We start from the raw sequence: 17,637 nt of genomic DNA on the forward strand, positions 1-17,637 counted from the left end.
TTTTGCAAAACTACACCCAGCGTATGCAATGGACGATAAAATTATACTTTTAGCCGACGATGACGGTGACGACCGTTTTTTTATAAAACAGGCAATCGACATCTCGGGAATCGCAGCCACAGTTATTGAAGCCGAAAACGGGCTCGAATTGCTGGAAATCCTTCATACGACGAAATCAAAGATATCCCTCATCATTATAGATATGAATATGCCCAAAATGAACGGGCTGGAAACCATGTTACAGGTGCGGTCCGCACCTTTATTTTCCTCGATCCCGGTTGTGATGATATCCACTTCCCCAAATCAGGAACTGGCCGAGAAAGCTTATCTGTCGGGAGTCAACAGGTTTATGCCCAAACCAAATACATTTGATGAATTTACCGAACTTGTAATTTCACTGTACAAGCGTTTTTTGTCCTGACATTCCACAAACACCCAGCCCGCATTGCCCTGACCACCACTCTGTTCAGGCATGATATTTTTATTTGTGCGATCCAATAAGATCAATCAATTTCAAAACAGACGTTATCTGACTTCAACAATGCGTATTGAACCCTCTGAATCAAAATCAGCACTTCACCTTTTACCAAAATCCCGTTCCGGGATCAGCGGACTGGATGATATTACGCAGGGAGGGCTACCTTCGGGAAGGCCGACACTGATATGCGGGGCGGCCGGATCGGGAAAGACATTATTTTCAATAGAATTCCTGGTCCATGGCGCGAAAACGTATAATGAGCCCGGTGTTTTTGTGGCTTTTGAAGAGAAATCCGAAGAACTGGCCCTTAATGTTGCTTCTCTCGGTTTTGATTTGAAACAGTTGCAGGAAGACAAGTTGCTTAAGGTGGACCATGTACATATCGAACGCAGTGAAATCGAAGAAACCGGAGAGTATAACCTCGACGGCCTGTTTATAAGGCTGGGTTATGCCATCGACAGCATCGGCGCCAAGCGGGTAGTGCTCGATACGATTGAAAGCCTTTTTTCGGGACTCACCAATGAGGCAATCCTGCGGGCTGAGTTGAGGAGGCTGTTCGAGTGGCTGAAAGAAAAAAAAGTAACTACGATCATCACCGGAGAAAAAGGAGAAGCATCGCTCACGCGGCAAGGGCTGGAAGAATATGTATCCGATTGCGTTATCCTGCTCGACCACCGCGTTGAAAATAAAATTTCGACAAGAATCCTGAGGATCATCAAATACCGCGGCTCGGTTCATGGAACGAATGAATACCCGTTCTTGATCGATGAAGATGGCATTTCTGTATTGCCTGTTACTTCTTTGCTCCTGAACCATCCGGTTTCGTCGGGCCGTATATCATCAGGAATACCAGCGCTGGACAAAATGCTGGGTGGTCAGGGTTTTTTCAGGAATAGCAGCATATTGGTGTCCGGTACTGCGGGGACCGGTAAAACGAGCATTGCAGGCAGCTTTATAGATGCCTCCTGCAAAAAGGGGCATAAGTCCATTTATTTCGCATTCGAGGAGTCGCCTCAGCAGATCGTCCGCAATATGCGCTCCATCAATATCGACCTGCAGAGCCACATCGATAATGGACTGCTACTTTTCAGTGCGTCACGACCTACCTTGAACGGACTGGAAATGCACTTGCTTTCGATCACCAAACTCGTGGATAAATTCAAACCGGAAGTAATTGTGCTCGACCCGATCAGCAACCTGATTACCGTGGGATCGGCCAGCGAGGTCAAAAGCCTCCTCACCCGCCTGATCGATTTTTTGCAGGCCAAGCAGATCACCGTCATGTTCACGGCACTGGCATTTAACGAAAACAAAACAGAGCAAACCGACGAGGGCATCTCGTCGCTTGTGGACGCGTGGCTGCTCGTGAGGGACATCGAATTCAATGGCGAGCGCAACCGGGGCCTCTATGTTATGAAATCGAGGGGCATGAAACACTCCAACCAGGTGAGGGAGTTCGTAATTTCCGATGAAGGGCTTAAGTTGGTGGAGGTCTTCCTCGGCCCAGAAGGCGTACTCACCGGCTCGGCGCGGGAGACCCAGCAGCTGCTGGAAAAAACCACCGTGGCATTACATAACCATGCTGTGTCGAGAAAAGACCGCGAAATAGAACGCAAAAGGACAATCCTTGAATCGAAAATAGCTTCGCTGAAAGAGGAGTTCGAATCGTTACGGGAGGACTTAAATAAGACTTATATAGAAGAGGAGCTTAAAAAAAGCATCATTGAAGATAATCGCAAGGAACTTACCCGGAAACGTGACGAGTCACAATAACCCTTCACAGGACATTATATGGAAGTACAGGAAGAAGTATGGGAGCTCAGGCTCTATGTTGCCGGAAAAACGACACGTTCTGTGGCAGCACTCGCTAATTTGAAAAAATATTGCGAAGAACATTTGAAAGATAAGTATGTGATCGAGGTCATTGACCTACTGGTGCACCCGCAACTGGCGGAGGGCGACCAGATCCTGGCTATTCCGACGTTGGTAAAAAAGGTACCTGAACCAATACGCAAAATCATAGGAGACCTCTCAAACGAGGAAAAAGTATTGGTAGGACTCAATATCCGCCCAGCAAACAAACCGGAATGAGCGAAAAAACATATGACGAATGGGAAGCCAATAATGAACGAACAGAACGTTATATTCTGCGTTTGTTCATTACCGGCGCGTCCCTTAATTCGCGGAGGGCAGTGGTAAATCTGAAGGAAATCTGCGAGACGTATATCAAAGACAATTATTCGCTTGAAATCGTGGATGTGTACCAGGAAAAGTCTATCGCCGCCAAGGAGCAAATTATTGCACTTCCCTTGCTCATTAAAATCAGCCCTTCTCCTGAGCGGCGGTTGATCGGTGATATGTCAGACACTTCCAAGGTACTGAAGGGGCTCGGAATTTCTCAATAACGGCATAAGCAAAGTGAAGACTTACGAAGAACTGGTCAGGGAAAACGAAGAACTCCTGCTCAAACTGGAAGAAGCCACTGAAACCATCACGGCTATCCGAACGGGGCAGGTAGATGCACTGGTGGTGAACGACGGCGACCAGGGACTTCAGCTCTATACGCTTAAGACGGCAGACCAGACCTACAGGGTTTTTATTGAAAAAATGAATGAAGGTGCTGTTACGCTGAACGAGGAAGGCATTATTGTGTATTCCAATTCGATGTTCGCGTCCATGGTAGACGTCCCCCTGTCAAAAGTAGTGGGCTCTCCCTTCGAATTTTTCGTTCCGGCCAGTCACAAAGAGCTTTACAGAGCTTTATTCAAAAGCGGCTGGCAAGAAGATTCCAAGATGGAATTATCTATCCGCAAAAATGAGGGTACTGTGCCCTGCCAGTTTTCGGCAACTACCTTAGAGCTGGACGAAGGGCCGTCGTTAAGCATTATACTGACTGATCTCACTTTCCAGAAAAATGTCCAATCATTACTCAAAGAGAATAACAGACAATTGGAGGAGATCAACCGGGAACTGGAAGCCAGTAATTACGACCTGCAGCAATTTGCCTCTGTTGCGTCCCACGACCTTCAGGAGCCGCTTCGAAAAATCCTGATTTTTTCCACTATGCTCAAAACGAAGCATGCACACGAACTTCCGGAAGAGAGCAGGACGCATCTTGATAAAATTATTTCGGCTTCCCTGAGGATGAGGACAATGATCTCCGACATCCTCAATTATTCGCGGCTTTCTACCGAAGATGGTCATTTTGAAACGTTCAGCCTCTTCGAAGTGGTTCAGGAAGTGCTGGAAGACTACGAAATTCTTTTAGAAGAAAAGAAAGTAAAGGTGGTTATCGACGAGTTGCCTATAATCGAAGCCAATAGGGCGCAGATCAAGCAAGTTTTTCAAAATCTGATCAGTAACTCGATCAAATTTTCCAAGAAGGAACTCCCGCCCCTGATTGAAATCTTTTGTAAGCCCGCGATCGACGGTTCCCATCCCAATGGCATTTGCCATATCACCGTCGCCGACAACGGAATCGGATTTGACGCCACCTACCAGGAAAAGATCTTTTCCCTGTTTGAAAGACTGAATACAAAAGACAAATACGAGGGATCCGGTATAGGACTGGCCATCACAAAGAAGATCATCGATAAACATAACGGCACCATAACGGCCATCAGCAAAGAAGGAGAAGGCGCGAGGTTTACAGTTAGCCTGCCAGTCTCGCAAGATAGAAAGGCTTGATTTTCACATCAGACGCCATTGCGGCAGTAAGCTTTCGTTTGCATGGTACATACGGGCGAACGGACCAGAGACAAACCTACTCGGGTACCACTATCCTGTTATAGAGGTCTTTCAGCTCTTGCTGGTACCTCGATGCGGCATCCAGATTTACCTCCCTGATCGCATCAAAATCTTCACTTTTAAGCTTGATGTTATTAATTACCGACTGGTGAAAAACGTCCGCCCCACTCTGCGTGAGATCAGCAATGACGCCTTTGGCATTGTCGATGATGAATGAATTCCATGTTCCGGTGGTAATGGGCTGGCCAGAGCTGTTATACTTGTCGATGTATTTACTGATGACTGCCTGGGTCCTGTCCCTATGGCTGAACAATAAGTTATGAAATGTAATCATTCTAAGAGAAGAGTTTGGATAATAGAAGGCTGGATTGTCGGAGAGCTTAAAATAGTGTGTGCTAGTGCATTCGTACTGATTATCGCTTCACTATTTTCATCGTCTCAACAGATCCGTTGGTGTGTGTCACCTTCACTGTATATAATCCTGCCGGAAAATAATTCACGTTGAAATCAGAACGCATATTTGACAACGCGCTTTTCTTCTGATCGAGCATCAGTTTACCTAAGCTGTTGCTGAATTGCACGCGTTCTATCCTGGCGATATCATTCACCTCCAATGTCAACTGGGCGCTGGTGGGGTTTGGGAATAAGAAGGCCCTGTTGGCGAAAGCGATGTCAATGCTACGTATACGACTATACGCAAAAGTCTCGTCTTTATCGATCATTTTTAAACGGTACAGATTATTTCCCTCTTCAGGGGCAATGTCCGAAAAAGAATACGACAATAATGCGCTGCTTTCTCCATGCGAACTGATCGTCGCAAGCTTTTTCCAGGATTTACCGGTAATGCTATGTTCGATCTCAAAACGATCACTATTGGTTTCCGAAGTTGTTGACCATCCCAAAGCTACTGTCTGATTTTCTCCCTTTCTCACGGTAAACTCCACGAGTGTAACCGGCAATGCAGCTTCTGCGTTAGAAACCGTATTGTTATTCAGTGAGATTTTGCCTGCCGTAGAAAGAGCCCGGCCCGAAATAGACGCGCCTGATGCCAGGTTAATTGCACCCAGATTAATCAAAGTACCTTTGAAGACAGCGCCAGCCGCAAGATTAAAAGCGCCATTGACCTGCCAGTAAACGTTTTTAAGGGATGCACCGTTCGTGAACAAAATATTGACCGGGGTGTTTACCGAAAGTGCACCGTCGACCTTAATGATAAATACTGCGTTGGGATCACCTTCTCCGTCCAGAGTCAGATCGCCGGTTAAAACCGTGGCAGTAGCGCTGCAGGAAACACCCGGTTTTATTGTACCTCCTCCGCCTATCGGGGAAGTCAGTACCGCTCCGCATGGGTTAGTCACGTTACTCGACAGCTGCCCATAGGCCTGGGCAACATCCGTTGCAGCCTGTATCCCCTCTGGATCCCCGAAATGTTTACTGCCTATGACCGTCACCGGATCGCCGGTCACTGCTCCTACGCCATTCCCGACATCACCCGTAACCGTGGTGGCCCCTGTATTGGCAAATTCGCCGGCAGAGGTAAAAAGAGCAAACCCGGCTGCTGTACCGAGTGTTGGGGCTGTTTGGGCCCAGCTGAGCCCGGAAATAAAAATAACGGTAAAAATGGTCCCGATCGTGATGAATATAGTCTTTTTCATAAGTAATGGAATAACTGTGAAATTATTTTCACAATACAAAGATGCCTCCTTACCTACGCAATAGTGTTACGTATTACATCGAAATAGTTATCATATTCACACATTTCATTTTTCACAAAAAAGCCGTAAATGGCTACTAGGCGGCCCCCCAGTCGTTCGTATGCATATCAATAACCGGCAAATCCTCATATCCGCTTTTGATGACAGTAGTAACCATTTTGAACCTGTTACAAGCCTGAATCAGATTAGCCTGGTGTGCAGGAATGATGATCGACTGACCTGTTTCAAGTAAATGGAGCTGCCCGTCGATGATTACCTCTGCACGCCCTTCAATCACCTGGACGAATGTATCAAAAGGGGAAATTTTCTCTCCGGTTGTCTCGCCCGACTCGAAGGCAAACATGCTGACATTGCCCGTGATCTTTTTGACAATAGTCCTGATTACAATCGAATGCGGGACATATTGAACGGAATCTGCCAGAATGAAGGCTTGGGGCCTTTCAGGTGTGTGATTTTCCAATGGATTGTCGGTTAGAAAGGCAAAGGTGATTTTCTTGCCAACTTATTTTGTTACGTATATAGCAAAAGATGTTGTATAAATCACATGTTTTCGAGGGTATCACTCCTTTTACCTTTCAGTCGTTTATAAAAGGAAGGGGTCAGGCCGGTAATCCTTTTAAACTGATTGGACAAATAGGCGACACTACTGTAGTTCAGTTTGTAGGAAATTTCCGTGAGATTCAGCTCATCGTACAGTATAAGTTCCTTAACCCGCTCGATTTTATGCAGGATGATGAACTGTTGTATGGTTATGCCCTTTACCTCAGAGAATATATTGGCAAGATAAGTATAGTCGTATCCGAGTTTTTTACTAATGTACTCAGAGTGGTTGGTTTTCGGCAGCTCTTCCGAATAATGCACCATCTCGATAATTACATTTTTGATCTTCTCGATCAGGATACTTTTCTTGTCATCCAGTAATTCAAGACCCGATTTGAGCAGATTAGCCTTCAGCCGATCACGCTGTTCATTTGTTATACTTCCCTTGATTTCTACCATGCCGAGATCAAGAACAACATATTCAATCCCCAATCTTTTCAGTTCCTCTTTTACCATCATTTTGCATCGCAAACTGACCATGTATTTAATGTAAAGTTTCATTGCGCCAACGTTGAGGTATCAGGCTTTGTTAGAGATTATTTCATATTATAAAAGCGATAGATAGCATTAGTTCGGGTTTCACAACAAGACGCATCATCAGGTAAGACGAGGCATCTTTTGATGAGACCCTGCCAAATAACAACAAAATATTTCCAAATTACTACTACAAGCGGCGCACCAGTTTGGTCAGGAAATACTCATCCCCTTGGAATATGGCAAATGAGGCCTGAAAGCACACTTTCTACGGCAATGACTATCAAAAAAGAAAAACGCGCGCGAAGAAAAACCCGGTTTTCGCACCCATTGGCTTGTTGCCAGGAAGGCGGTAAAGGGGTGCGGCTGCGGGATGAATCGTCGAAGAGCTGGGCGCGGTGTGCATCGGTCAGTTCAGGTTATGCTGCTCAGAAAACATGTTACAGGTAATATCAAGAAGAAATTCGACTCAGCCAGCAGAATAAAATTTGGCACTTTCATAAAAAAAAGCCGTTTAATAAATTCAGCTTAACTTACGCAGCACGTGTTTACTTATTCCTGGCAAAAAATGAGGATTTTCGGATGTGTAATAACCTAACTCTCCGCTCACCCTATGAACAACAACGACCTTTACCGCCAGGAGTACGTCCGTCTCTTATGGGTACACACCCAGCAAATCAGCAACCAGTCGGCCAAAGCAACCGAGCAGAGAAGAGCATTGAAAGTCAGGCAAAAAAGAAAGCTCAAATCCCTGGATAAAGGGCTGGGCCTCTTCAAGCGCGCTTATTTTACAATCCGGCACCTTTCTGAAATGAGAGAATTTAACTGCATGGTAGAATATAACAAGGTCCAGCTGCTTAGCAGGCAGCAGGAGGAGATCAAAAGGCTGAAGTCCAGTTGGGAAATGCAGCGCTCCATGAGTAAGGCCGGTTGATTTAATTCGATTTGTGTTTTCAAACGAACCTGTCATGAATGAAAACCGCGCCTCAGGCCCCGGTACCTTTTTGATGGGAACTTCTCCGAGGGGATCGCATAGAAAAGGAAGAGCTGTTTTTCCTGCCCGGCCGACTTTCACTCCGACTTCAACGACTTCACAGGGTTCATCAAAGCCGCTTTCAGCGATTCGTACCCGGCTGTGGCACCTGCGACAATAAATGTAATGAGGATTGCAAACGACAGAATATCAGCGCTAATCGGAATCCTGTACTCGTAGTCCTGCAGCCAGGCGCGCATCAGATACCAGCCCGCCGGTGCCGCTATCGCAAATGCAACCAGGATCAGCAGGGCTATTTCTTTTCCAAAAATCCCCAGGATATTGGTCAGGCTTGCACCCAATACTTTTCGTACGCCGATTTCCTTCGTTTTCTGGGAAGCCATAAATTTGACGAGCCCGTACAACCCGAGGCAGCCTATAAAAATGGAGATCATCGAGAACACCCTGATCAGTTTAAGCATGATATTTTCCAGCTCATAAGTCTTTGCAATTTCCTCATTGATAAACGATTGCTCATACAAGTAGTCTGGGAAATACGCGTTCCACAATTTCTCTACAGACTTCATCGTCCCGTGCAGGTTCGTCGTGCTCAGCTTCACCGCGCAGTTATAATGGATATTTTTATAGGTAAAAATAGCCACCGGATCGATACCGCTTTTGAAAGAGGCATTGTTCCAGTTTTTGAGGACTCCGTAAATCGGCGCAGGCATGTCCCACACCTTCAGTATTTTGCCCACAGCGTCTTTGGGATTTTTGACGCCCAGTTTTTCCAGCACCTTTTCGTTGACCAGATATCCCCGTACCGTGTCGCTTTCGGGAATATTTTCGCCTGCCACAAGTTCGAGTCCGAATGTTTTGATATAGTGGTTGTCGGCGTTTTTGGTGTTGATCTGCCACAACTCGTCTTTTTGCCGGGTATCAAATCGAAAATTGGTCGTGTTGTTAGATGTTGTGGTCGGCGTAAAAAGGCAGAATGAAGCGTCGGCAATACCTGGTATGGTCAGAAGTCTCTGGCGGAAGGTGGTTTGGTTGATCTTGTCCGGCTCAGGTATCCTGATGCTGGCAATGCCCTTGGTTTCGTAGCCAACCGAACTGGAAAGCATATAATCCACCTGGTTATTGACAACAAGCGTGCAAATCACCAGGAGCTGGATCAGCACAAACTGGAAGACAATCAGCCCTCTGCGCAAAGAAATACCCCCGATATGCCTTGCCGTCACATTTCCTTTCAATGCGAGTACCGGGCGGAAACCTGCCAGAATGGTTCCGGGGTAAGAACCGGCCATCAGCACAACAGTACTAAAAAGAAACACCAGGAACGACCATAGCCACGCATCCGTCCAGTTGACATGGCTAGGCCAGCCGCCCGGCTGATTGAGCCAGACCGTAATGTTTGGCAATACCAGCACTGCGATAGCCAATCCGAAGACCATGGCCGTGAAAGTGATCAGCGCAGTTTCCAGCATAAATTGGGAGAATACCTGCCCTTTTGTTCCACCCACCGCTTTACGGACACCCACTTCCTTCGATCTCCGGAGCGCCTGGGCGGTTGCCATATTGATAAAATTGAAGCAGGCAGTTATGATCAGGAAAACGCCGATCGCACTCATAATATAAATCCACTTCATGGGCATCGACCCATCATATCTTTCAGAGTGGTGCATTTCTTTGAAGGGTACCAGGTAATGCGCGTAAGATTTGTAATCGTCGCCGTGATATTTCTTATTCAGTGCGACCAATTGCTTTTCAACGCTTTTAATATTTGCCTGCTCCGGCAACCGCGTAAAACAATACGTATTTGAATTCACGCCGCCCCAATGGTCGAGCCCGCTGCCGCCGTAACTGAATTTGGGGTTAGCTTCCAGGGTGGCGAATGAAACAAAGAATTGATAGGGCAGATCCGTATTTTCAACCGGATTATCCACGATTCCGGTCACTTCCAGGTTCAGCTGATTGGCCAGCCGGATCGTTTTTCCAATGGGATTTTCGCTACCGAAATATTTTTTCGACATATCCTCGCTGATGACGATCGCGTTGGGGCGGGACAAGGCACTTTTAGCGTTCCCAACCTGCCAGTGCGCATCGAAAATGGAAAAATATTCGGGATGGACATACGCAAGCATTGGCCCCTTTTCCTTGAATTTCTTAATTGTCTTCCCGGATTTATCCGGCACCGAAAGAAAAGCATTGTAATTTTCAATACAAATGCTGGTCGTATTCAACGGCATTTCAGTCCTGACCGCCTTCCACATCGGCGTAGGTACGCCTTTGGAGTAGCTTACGCCATCGAAATGAAATTCGGTCGTAATCTGGAAAATACGGTCTATATTTTTATGAAAATGGTCGTGAGTTGTTTGGAAACGGATAAACCAAAAAACGATCAGTGCACAGGCCAGCCCGAGGGATAGTCCGGAAATATTCAGCAGGGCATACAAACGGTTGCTAAGAAGGTTCCGCCAGGCAATTTTGAAGTAGTTTTTGATCATCGCAATCCGGGAGATTTTTTTGAACGTCAGTTAACAGATGGTATCAAACGGGAAGGCGTAAATTTTATGCCAACCAACATACCAGCTGATTATGAGGCATTTAACAAACGACCCCTGTTCGTTTTTGGACGTATCCTGTTCGCAACAAGCTCAGGCTTCAGTGCTTCGCGCGGCAAATGCTTTTTCCAAAGAGGTCTTTATCTCATCCACCCTGACAGGCTTGGACAAATAGTAATCCATTCCGGCCCGTAAGCATTCCTCCCGGTCCTCCTGCATAGCGTTGGCAGTCATAGCAATAATGAAAGGCTGCTCAATGGGCTGCAACCTTATCTGGCGTGTTGCCTCCAGGCCATCCATTTCCGGCATCTGCACATCCATGAAGACAACATCGAACCGCTGTGAAACAACCTTATCAAAAGCTTCCTGGCCGTCATGACTTACTGACGCTTCATAGCCCAGTTTCCTGAGAATGCTGAGGAACAATTTTTCGTTGACCGGGTTATCCTCGGCGATCAGGATCGACAAGGGGTATAGCAAGGCAAAAGCTGTCGACAATTTGGATGAAATAGGCTCCTGGAACGATGCAGGGGCTTCCCGATTTATCTTAAGCTGCATCTGGATCATTTTCCCAAGATGAAGATGCCGGACCGGCTTTGTCAAAATTGCCGCAAACAAGTCTTTTTGCGTCCTGCCCGACTCATCGCCTACGGAACTGAGCAGAAAGATCGGGACAGCCGGATATCTTTGTTTAATAAGCTTCGCAAGTTCTATTCCATCCATTTCCGGCATCTGCTGATCGGTGATCACCAGGTCAAAGGGAGGTTCAGTGGCCAATATCTGCAATGCCTGGTCCGCGGATAATGCCAGCGTCGCGTGCAGCTTCCATTGTTCCATCTCTGCCTGCAGAATACGCAGGTTGGTCATATTATCGTCAATGAGCAGGATCGATTTACCTTCATTGCCAGCAGAATTGAATACGACGTACTGCCGGGTAGCCTGGCCACTGATCTGGGCCATAATCGTAAAATCGAAACGTGTACCTTTGCCCACCACGCTTTCTACACCAATTTCACCGCCCATGAGTTTAACAAGCCGCTGGCTGATAACCAGCCCAAGACCTGTCCCGCCATATTTTCGTGTATGCGAAGAATCAACCTGCGAAAAAGCCACAAAAAGCTTGTTCAGTTTATCTGCGGGGATGCCTATGCCCGTGTCCCGTATCTCGAAATGCAGTTCAATGTCCTGTTCTCCTATCACCCTCATTAACCTTACGCTGATCACAATTTCTCCGCGCTCCGTGAATTTGACCGCATTCCCGACCAGATTGATCAGTATTTGACGAAGTCGCTGGCTATCTCCAATGATCTGGCTGGGAACCTGTGCCTCGATTTCATAAACCAGGTCCAGCCCAATCGACGCTGCTTTGGAAGCGAAGAGGTCGAGCACTCCTTCGATACAATCCCTCAGGTCAAAGCCGATCATTTCCAGCTCCATATTACCTGACTCAATTTTGGAAAAATCGAGGATGTCGTTGATAACCGTCAGCAGGCTGTCACCGCTGCTGATGATGGTTTCTGTGTATTCCTTCTGCTCCGGGGTCATTTCCGTTTGCGATAGCAGCATGGCCATTCCGATCACCCCGTTCATGGGTGTACGTATCTCATGGCTCATGGTGGCCAGGAACACACTCTTGGCCATATTCGCTTTTTCGGCCTCCTTTCTGGCCATCTGCTCCTGTCTGTTCTGAACTTTTAATTTTTTGTTAAGATCCTGCAGACGCTCCGACTGTTTCAAAATTTCAAGTTGCTGTCTGATCACCTCTCCGGTCCTTTCTTCCACCTGCAGTTCCAGCAGCCGCTTCTGCCTGCCGATCACCCGCGTACGTATTCGGTGAACACTGTAAGCCCCGCCCAATACCACCAATATGCCAAGTACCCGGAACCACAGCGTTTGCCAGAATGGCGGGGCTATGCGGATACGGATACTCATCCCCTCGTTGTTCCAGAGGCCATCGTTGTTCGCAGCTTTGACCCTGAAAGTATAGTCGCCTGGATCCAGATTGGTATAAGAGGCCTTTCTGCCAGTACCGCTATAAATCCAGTCCTTATCAAATCCCCTTAGCTGGTAAGCGTATTGGTTTTTTTCCGGCATCACGTAATTCAATGCAGCGAATTCAAATGATATAACGGATTGGTCATAATCCAGATTGATTTCCTCCGCCTCATGGATGTGTTTGGAGAGAGGTGACCCGCTGTCGCCAATTTCGACTGGCTTATTAAAGAGCTGAAAGCTGGTGAGGTACACAGGGGGCGCAATGGTGTTGTACACGAGTTCGTCGGGATAAAAACTGCTAAAGCCTTTCACTCCCCCAAAGTACATTTCCCCGTCCGCTGTCTGATAAAACGAATTGCTTTTGAACTCGCTACCCTGAAGGCCGTCGGCCAGACCGAAATTCCGGAAAACACGGGTTCGGGGGTTAAACTGGGAAAGCCCATTGTTGGTGCTGAGCCACAGATAACCTTTGCTGTCCTTCAATATACCATGGATCACATTGCTAGCCAATCCATTTTTTTCGGTATAAGCCTTAAACGCCCCGCGTGTGACATCAAAATAATTCAATCCACCGCCTAGTGTCCCAATCCATAAATTGCCGTTATCCGCTTCCTGAATGGTCTGGATTTTGTTACTGGATATCGAATTTCTGTCGGTTTCGCGAGTCTTAAAGTGTGTGAAGTGTTTTCTATCGGCTTGAAGAAGGTTCAATCCATCAAACGTTCCTACCCAAATCCTGCCATCCCTATCCTGAAAAACCTTTGTGACAATATCGCCGCTAATGGACGTGCTGTCGAGCGGGTCATGACGGTAATGGGTGATCCTTTCAGTTTCAACGTCGTAAAACTCAAGCCCGCCCTTCCAGGTTCCCAGCCAGATATCCCCGTCGCGGTCCCTGAACATGTTATTTACATCCGAAACCGCCAGACTAAACGGATCTTTCGCATTTGGCATATGGTGTATAAATTGCCCGGTCCTTTTATTGAAAAGATCAAATCCCCCCACGTGGTAAGCCAGTCCGAGCACATCGTCCGAAACCTGCACAACTGAAATGATATAGTCATTGCTCGGCGAGTTAACGTTACGATCGCTATGTCGGTAGGCTGTAAACTTTTTTGTTTTTCTGTCAAATAAATTCAGACCTCCCCCATCGGTACCAATCCAGATTTTGTTCTCATCCTGATCGCCGCAGATAGACAGGATCAGATTGTTAGTCAGCGTATTCTCTACCTGGCTGCTCTTACGATAAGTAGTAAATTTTTTACCAAAACGCGGAAGAAAATTCACTCCGCTTGCATACGTTCCGATCCACAGATTGTCCGTCCGGTCGCGGTAAATGCAATAAATCGAGTTATCACCGATGGAACTGTTGCGATCCTCTTCATGAACGATCGTCGTAAATGAATCCGATGACTGGTTATAGATGCTCACTCCGCCATTCTCAGTACCAACCCACAGCTTTCCGTCGCGATTTTGGGCGATCGACAAAATATCGTTATGGGAAATGCTGGCTGGATTACCGGGATCATGCAGGAAAGTCCGGAATGAATTAGTGGCGGGCTCGTATAACGAGAGTCCCCCACCATGGGTCCCTACCCAGACATTCCCTTTCTGGTCTTTATATAGCGCCTTGATCCAGTTTGATTTCAGGCTTGTCGGGTTATTTCCTTTAAAATAGCCAGCGTACGTGCTGGTTTCAGGATCAAAACGGTATAGACCATACTCCGTGCCGATCCACAGAGTGCCGTCCTTATCTTCAATCACGCTCGATATATTGGCCGGCGTCTTAAAACGGTGCTTTTGATCCACGCGAAGGAACTTTGTAAAGGAGCGTTTCCGGGCATCGAACAATAACAGCCCGTGATTGGTGCCGAGCCAGATCCTGCCTTTACTGTCCTGGAAAATGTCGTTTACGCTATGCTTGACATAATTATCGAGGTAATGCTCAAAACGATCTTTTCCCCGGTCGAACCGGTTCAGACCACTCGATGTCGCAATCCACAATTCGCCGTCCCTGTCTTCCAGAATGTCCTGAATGTAGCTGTCATCGATGCTGTAACGGTCTTCATTCTCATGTTTATAATGTTTGAAATCATATCCGTCGAAACGGTTGAGGCCATCATCACTGCCAAACCACATGAAACCTTTTTTGTCCATCAAAATAGACCCGACATGATTTTGAGAAAGTCCCTGGTTGGTGGTAAAGTGCTCGAAAGTCAGGTTCTGTCCCCACAGGCGCAGGGGAAAAAACACCGTAATGAATAACGTTAATAAAGAAACGACAACAGAAAAATTCATTTGCGTTAACCGGTCGCGGGTCCAAGTGATAATCCAATGTAGCAATTTTACTACATCATTTACAAGATACTTGCAAACAAAATAGGACTTAACACTTTGTAAACATAACTGTAACAGTACTGCCGGCTCAGATTTCATAAGCCTCCACTGTGCTTAAAGGTAATTCGATGTTAAAAGTGGTGCCTTTCTCAGTATTATTTTCGTACCAGATCTTACCTCCGTGCGCTTCCACAATTTGTCTGGAAATAGACAGGCCCAGACCGAACGATTCTTCGCCCGAAGTCCCGGGTCTATTGGCCTCCGTAAAACTGTCGAATATTTTATCCCCCAGATCCCGGGGGACACCAATACCCTCATCCTTTACCATAATGCGCAGGCTATCCTTGCCTCGCTCTGCTTTGACGTTGACCACCGACCCTTCAGGGCTAAATTTGATCGCATTTGAAAGCAGATTGCTGATCACCCGCCACATTTTTTCGTAGTTAACCTTGATAACCACCGGCTCAATTTCCATTTCAATTCGCTGGCTTTTTTTATCGGCCTGATGCTGGAGCATATCAGCGCAATACTGGATCAGGTCTACGAGATTGATGGTATCTTTCTTAAAATCTTCGATTACAGGTTTGTTGACTTGGAGGAGGTTATTTACCAGCCTCAGCGAATCTTCCCCTCCCGTTTTCATCATTTCGAGGGCTTCGGTATCTTCCGCGGAACGTCCGCCTTCCTGTAGCATCATGTTAGCCAGGGCAGTAATGGCTCCAATAGGCCCCCGCAGGTCGTGGGCGACTATTTTCATGATCCTGGTATTCTCCATCTGACTATTTTCCAATGCAGCCAGAGCCAGCTGTTTTCGGTAATTCAACCGGGTAAGTTCTCTCACATTCTTTCTCGACCGCTTCAGGTAGTACCAGGTCACCACCGCAATACCCGCAGTCAGGCTCAGGATCACCAATGCTCCAGCCAGGTAAACGGACTTCAATTCGTTATTCTTCTGAAGTAAGGACAGTTGAAACTCCTGCTGATGTTCTTTGAGCACCTGGTCCATATCCGCATTTTTCAATCCGCTGTTTATGTGCGCCAGCGAGTCGTTGAATTCGTTATACCTGCGAAGATACCTGTACGCGCCCGCAAGATTTCCGGTTTTGTCTTCGTACATCCATTTGAGCTTATACCAGATGTTCTGCACGTCGGTATGCATCAGGCTCTTTCCTCGTCCCGTTTCCAGATCGTCCTGCAATTGCTTCAACAAGCTATCAGCCGACTCCAACACATTGTTTTCGATGTAAAGTCTGGCAAGCTTTGTTTTGGCCGTTTGGGCATCTTCAATCCCAAACCCCGGCCGGTCATTGATGCTGATGTTCGTTCTTAAATGCTTTTCTGCCTCCCTAAAACGGTTCAACTGCATGTAAACGCCACCCAGATTCCCTTCGATTACTGCGGTCGCGATGCTGACAAAATCTTGTTTTTGGGGAAAATCTTTTGCCTTTTTTTGAATGAAGTCCAAAGCCTTATGGTAATACACGATCGCACTGTCGGGCTTGCCGGATTTTTCGTAGCACAGGGCAATTGTATTCAAAATACTTTGCGGAAGAATAAACCGATATTGAAAATCGAGCTGCCGACAACCCCCAACTTCTACAAATGCCTGTTCAAGATAAGGTACGGCCTCCATATACTGTTCCTGTTGGTACCGGATGTTCCCCAACGCATTACTGAAGTCCGTCATGCTGCATTGGTCCAGGTTCTTTTTTGCAAAATTCCAACCGTCATAGTAAACCTTAAACGCCTGATTGTATTTTTTCTCGGCGTGCAAAAGGCTGGCGAGGAAAAACATGGAATGCGCATATTCTGATTTGTACCGGCCATGCTCGCCTTGAAGCAAGGCCAACATGCTATCGACATACATCCGGCGCTGAGCCAGATCAGGATGGTAATAGGCATAGTAATGCGCTTTCGCATTGTATTTTCTCCAGATGTCGGCTATCCCGGCATCGGTTTTGAGGAGGTACGCCGAATCGATGTATCTGATACCATCAGCCGGTCTAGGCCCGTCCATCAGGTTGAAAGCGTGCTCACCGACGCTGTCGGCCCATGCAATATGGTCAGGATTATTATTTACGGATTCCCGGCAGGAAAAAAGCGTCCCGAGAATTGCAGGGAATAAGATACAGTAAACAATTTTCACGAACTCTTATGATTTTGGAGGTCAATTTGCTACAAGCTATGCGAATAAGTTTTGAAATATAGTACTTTTTTGAACGAATCTCGGGTTGCCCGACAAGCTGTATTCTCCGAAATCAAGCGCTTAGGTGAGGCCCACGTTGCCCCGGGGTGTTTCGGGCGTACTCCTTATATTTCAGATGTTCGCTGAACGGGCTATCAGGAAGCAAATCCCCTATTTTTGTCCTGGAACGATTGGCGTTCCAACTGGCAGAGGGGTAAAAATTAACAGTTCGATAATTTTATCTTGAATAGTTTTGCAGCGTACAAGAATGGAATGCAAGATGAAACTGGAAAAAGACATAACCCTTCACACAGGAAGAACAGTAAAGATAATCCTGGAAGAATCGTATAACCCCGATCAAAATGAAGTACTGATGGATCTTGACGTGTTGATCCGCGACCCCAAAGACGACAGTTTCCACCCGCCGATCCAAATGAACCATCCCAAATACTGGAAATTGAAAAGCATGGATTCCGGAAAGTCTAAGCTCATGCAGCTTAAATACAGCGGGGTCCCCGACAAATATATCCGCAAGGCTATCAAAGAATTCAAGCAAACCAGTTAATCCC

General features: G+C 46.7%; 14 protein-coding genes. 7 read left to right on the top strand and 7 right to left on the bottom strand.

Annotation, left to right across the window (positions count from 1 at the left end; all coding sequences use genetic code 11):
- The first annotated feature begins 28 nt into the window (after window positions 1-28).
- The 5 genes from AC1XUF_RS08435 (at window position 29) to AC1XUF_RS08455 (ending at window position 4,165) form a co-directional block, all read left to right on the top strand.
- Window positions 29-421, top strand: a complete 393-nt coding sequence (locus tag AC1XUF_RS08435) for a response regulator (protein ID WP_483341247.1) — start codon at window positions 29-31, stop codon at window positions 419-421.
- Window positions 422-541: 120 nt separating this feature from the next.
- Window positions 542-2,251 (top strand): circadian clock protein KaiC, encoded by a 1,710-nt coding sequence (gene kaiC, locus AC1XUF_RS08440; RefSeq protein WP_483341248.1) that lies wholly within the window; start codon window positions 542-544, stop codon window positions 2,249-2,251.
- An 18-nt stretch (window positions 2,252-2,269) separates the two neighbouring features.
- The gene (locus AC1XUF_RS08445; RefSeq protein ID WP_483341249.1) at window positions 2,270-2,569 is read left to right on the top strand and encodes a circadian clock KaiB family protein; all 300 of its coding nucleotides are present in this window, start codon (window positions 2,270-2,272) and stop codon (window positions 2,567-2,569) included.
- Window positions 2,566-2,883, top strand: a complete 318-nt coding sequence (locus tag AC1XUF_RS08450) for a circadian clock KaiB family protein (RefSeq protein WP_483341250.1) — start codon at window positions 2,566-2,568, stop codon at window positions 2,881-2,883. Before AC1XUF_RS08445 ends, AC1XUF_RS08450 begins: the two co-directional genes overlap by 4 nt.
- 13 nt (window positions 2,884-2,896) lie before the next feature.
- The gene (locus tag AC1XUF_RS08455; protein ID WP_483341251.1) at window positions 2,897-4,165 is read left to right on the top strand and encodes a sensor histidine kinase; all 1,269 of its coding nucleotides are present in this window, start codon (window positions 2,897-2,899) and stop codon (window positions 4,163-4,165) included.
- 76 nt (window positions 4,166-4,241) lie between these two features.
- Here AC1XUF_RS08455 and AC1XUF_RS08460 read toward each other — a convergent pair whose 3' ends face one another.
- The 4 genes from AC1XUF_RS08460 to AC1XUF_RS08475 form a co-directional block, all read right to left on the bottom strand.
- Window positions 4,242-4,559: a hypothetical protein gene (locus tag AC1XUF_RS08460; RefSeq protein ID WP_483341252.1), complete on the bottom strand. Its 318-nt coding sequence runs from the start codon at window positions 4,557-4,559 to the stop codon at window positions 4,242-4,244.
- A 79-nt stretch (window positions 4,560-4,638) separates the two neighbouring features.
- Entirely contained in the window at window positions 4,639-5,880 is a 1,242-nt protein-coding gene (locus AC1XUF_RS08465) for an ice-binding family protein (RefSeq protein WP_483341253.1), read from the bottom strand.
- 136 nt (window positions 5,881-6,016) lie between these two features.
- Complete coding sequence (locus AC1XUF_RS08470) at window positions 6,017-6,400, bottom strand: cupin domain-containing protein (protein WP_483341254.1); 384 nt, start codon at window positions 6,398-6,400, stop codon at window positions 6,017-6,019.
- Between the two features lie 80 nt (window positions 6,401-6,480).
- Window positions 6,481-7,041, bottom strand: a complete 561-nt coding sequence (locus tag AC1XUF_RS08475; protein WP_483341255.1) for a helix-turn-helix domain-containing protein — start codon at window positions 7,039-7,041, stop codon at window positions 6,481-6,483.
- A gap of 586 nt (window positions 7,042-7,627) precedes the next feature.
- Between AC1XUF_RS08475 and AC1XUF_RS08480 the strand changes: the two genes are divergently transcribed.
- Entirely contained in the window at window positions 7,628-7,948 is a 321-nt protein-coding gene (locus AC1XUF_RS08480; RefSeq protein WP_483341256.1) for a hypothetical protein, read from the top strand.
- Window positions 7,949-8,085: 137 nt separating this feature from the next.
- On the opposite strand, the gene AC1XUF_RS08485 is transcribed toward AC1XUF_RS08480, so the two are convergent.
- The 3 genes from AC1XUF_RS08485 to AC1XUF_RS08495 form a co-directional block, all read right to left on the bottom strand.
- Window positions 8,086-10,494: an ABC transporter permease gene (locus AC1XUF_RS08485; RefSeq protein ID WP_483341257.1), complete on the bottom strand. Its 2,409-nt coding sequence runs from the start codon at window positions 10,492-10,494 to the stop codon at window positions 8,086-8,088.
- Between the two features lie 150 nt (window positions 10,495-10,644).
- A complete protein-coding gene (locus AC1XUF_RS08490; RefSeq protein WP_483341258.1) occupies window positions 10,645-14,844 on the bottom strand; it encodes a hybrid sensor histidine kinase/response regulator in 4,200 nt (1,399 codons plus the stop codon).
- Between the two features lie 127 nt (window positions 14,845-14,971).
- Window positions 14,972-17,029, bottom strand: a complete 2,058-nt coding sequence (locus AC1XUF_RS08495) for a tetratricopeptide repeat-containing sensor histidine kinase (protein ID WP_483341259.1) — start codon at window positions 17,027-17,029, stop codon at window positions 14,972-14,974.
- A gap of 319 nt (window positions 17,030-17,348) precedes the next feature.
- Here AC1XUF_RS08495 and AC1XUF_RS08500 point away from each other — a divergent pair, with 319 nt between their 5' ends.
- Window positions 17,349-17,633, top strand: coding sequence for a hypothetical protein (locus AC1XUF_RS08500; RefSeq protein ID WP_483341260.1), 285 nt, complete (start codon window positions 17,349-17,351; stop codon window positions 17,631-17,633).
- The last annotated feature ends 4 nt before the right edge of the window (window positions 17,634-17,637 follow it).

The sequence above is a fragment of the Dyadobacter sp. HNCC25DJ185 genome, assembly GCF_056895195.1.